Source organism: Moorena sp. SIO3I6, from assembly GCF_010672095.1.
Genome location: NZ_JAAHHU010000865.1, coordinates 1 through 2,055, shown reverse-complemented (window position 1 = coordinate 2,055; position 2,055 = coordinate 1). Strand labels below are relative to the sequence as shown.

At 39.5% G+C, this 2,055-nt stretch carries 3 protein-coding genes; 2 read left to right on the top strand and 1 reads right to left on the bottom strand.

Annotated features, from left to right (window positions below; genetic code table 11):
• A partial coding sequence (locus F6K49_RS43730; RefSeq protein ID WP_293108052.1) for a DUF2808 domain-containing protein occupies nucleotides 1–131 on the top strand: 131 nt, incomplete at its 5' end.
• Nucleotides 132–383: 252 nt separating this feature from the next.
• Here F6K49_RS43730 and F6K49_RS43725 read toward each other — a convergent pair.
• On the bottom strand, nucleotides 384–599 hold the full coding sequence (locus F6K49_RS43725) for a hypothetical protein (protein WP_293108049.1): 216 nt from the start codon (nucleotides 597–599) through the stop codon (nucleotides 384–386).
• Nucleotides 600–1,371: 772 nt separating this feature from the next.
• Between F6K49_RS43725 and F6K49_RS43720 the strand changes: the two genes are divergently transcribed.
• Nucleotides 1,372–1,977 carry a sigma-70 family RNA polymerase sigma factor gene (locus tag F6K49_RS43720; RefSeq protein WP_293108046.1) on the top strand — a complete coding sequence of 202 codons (606 nt, stop codon included), beginning with the start codon at nucleotides 1,372–1,374 and terminating at the stop codon, nucleotides 1,975–1,977.
• Nucleotides 1,978–2,055 lie beyond the last annotated feature (78 nt).

Sequence of the window (2,055 nt, the reverse complement as noted above, 5' to 3'; positions counted from 1 at the left end):
TGGAATTAGTATTTTCCAATGTCAAAAACCCTGATGGGGGTACTTATTACTTCGTTTGTTATGTCTTAGCTGCTGGTGATATTCCACTACCCACTTATGTCGGTACCTGGATTGTGAGTATTGGTCGATAATATAGCAATTCTCTTTACTCATGAGGTACAACTTTATGGGTTTTAGGGAACAGGGAACAGGGAACAGGGAATAGGCAATAGGCATGCTAGCAATAGGCAATAGGCAAGATGGAAAAAATCATGTGTACCTCATTATGCTAGTAAGCGCTATAGTTTTCAATTCGGTGAGGTAACTGCCACACCCCCAACACAAGCTTCTTCCTGTTGAATAGACCTCGCTACTGTTGCGGCGAGGTCTATTGATTTATTGTGCTAATTTAATGTCTCTTTGATCTCCCTTTTGTCTACGTCAGTCATTATTTCGAGTCCCTTGGGAGTAGCCTTTAGGTGAAAAAGGTAGCGACCGTTGATCATATAGATTGTGGTGATAGCTCCTATAGCAAAGATCAGGACTCCACAGAGCGGTAAGGTAATTTGCAAAACTGGGAAGTTGTGCTTACTTGGTTTTTTCTGTTGATTCTGTGACATAGTGATTGAACACTTAGAGACGACTGTTGGAATAGCCACGATTTCCTGTTGATTCCCTGCCTAGACGCTACAAACTATCGAGCAGGCTTTCACTCAGAGTAGAATTACCACCCCAAAGAATTTTTGAGCAAAATTAGTACGCATGTTCTTTCACCGCCTACTAGCAGCTTTAGAGTCTGATTTCGAGGCTACATAGTTAATGTGCCTATTGAAGGATTCTGTGACATTGACTGGGTCATTCCTCTAGAGGTGCTGCTATTCAAAATTCAAGCACCCTCTTTTTTTTGGAAATTTTCCCGAGAGGGTGTCACACTTTCTGACAGTTCTGCACATATATATAGAAGAGGCAATCTGATGATTTGCGTAGCAGCATATTCTGCTAAGCATAAAAAATAGTTCGTCTCTTGAAGTAGTAATACCAAATCCGATTGTCAAAACCCCTTTCTAAAAATCCACCAAATCTTTTGATGCCATCAATATAGGGCTATGGGGATAAGGGGGGTATGGGAACAGGATTTGGGATAAATAGCGCTAGCTTTTACTTGCAAAACACAAACAACAAGGAGACATTGTACAATGCCAATAGTTAACTAGAATCCACCAAAAAGTCACCTCAACATGGATGAAAGTTACCAAAACAAATAATTGTTGAAAGTTATACTTTTATCACCAAATAACAAATAAATAGGTAAAAACCAATTTACCTACGAAAATATTGACTAAAAGTACAAACAGGAGGTGGTGTTCAATGTCACCATAGGAGACATAATAAATGAAAATAAAAAAAAAATTAACCCCTAGGGAAAAGTTTGAATCAGCGGTTAAACATTTATTTAACCAAACCTCTTTAGAAACTAAGGAAGCAACATTTTATGCTGCATTATTTAACGGAATAAAGAAAAAGCTACGGCAATTTAATTTTCCGGATGACCAAATATATGAGGTAATTAATGAAACCTATTTACGGGGAATAAAACTGCTAGACTCTGGCCAAGAGATTGAAAACCCTAGAGCCTGGATCAGGGCGACTTCCTTCAATGTTATCCGTGAGATGAGCCGGAAACAAAAAAAAGAGCAGTCACGGGACTCTAATTTAATAGAGCGTCAAATAGCACTAGAAGATAGCAATAGTCTGGACTCGGCCAACTATGACGATGAAGACTTAAGGCTGCTGGAGCTAGCTCTTCAAAAGTTAGAGCCAAAAGACAACAAGCTAATCGTGTTACGTCACATAGAAGGCTTATCTTGGCAACAAGTAGTGAGCCATCTAGCTTCTAAGGGAGAAGATATTACTGAGGCGTCTGCCAGACAGCGAGGTAATCGTGCCTTAAAGCGTTTGCGCAAAATATGTTTTGAGCTTAAGAAGCATAATCAGTAAACAAAATCTTATGATTAGCTATAGCTAATTAGGGTGCGTAAAACGCTTGGGGCATTCCTGATATGATTGCCCCAAGCA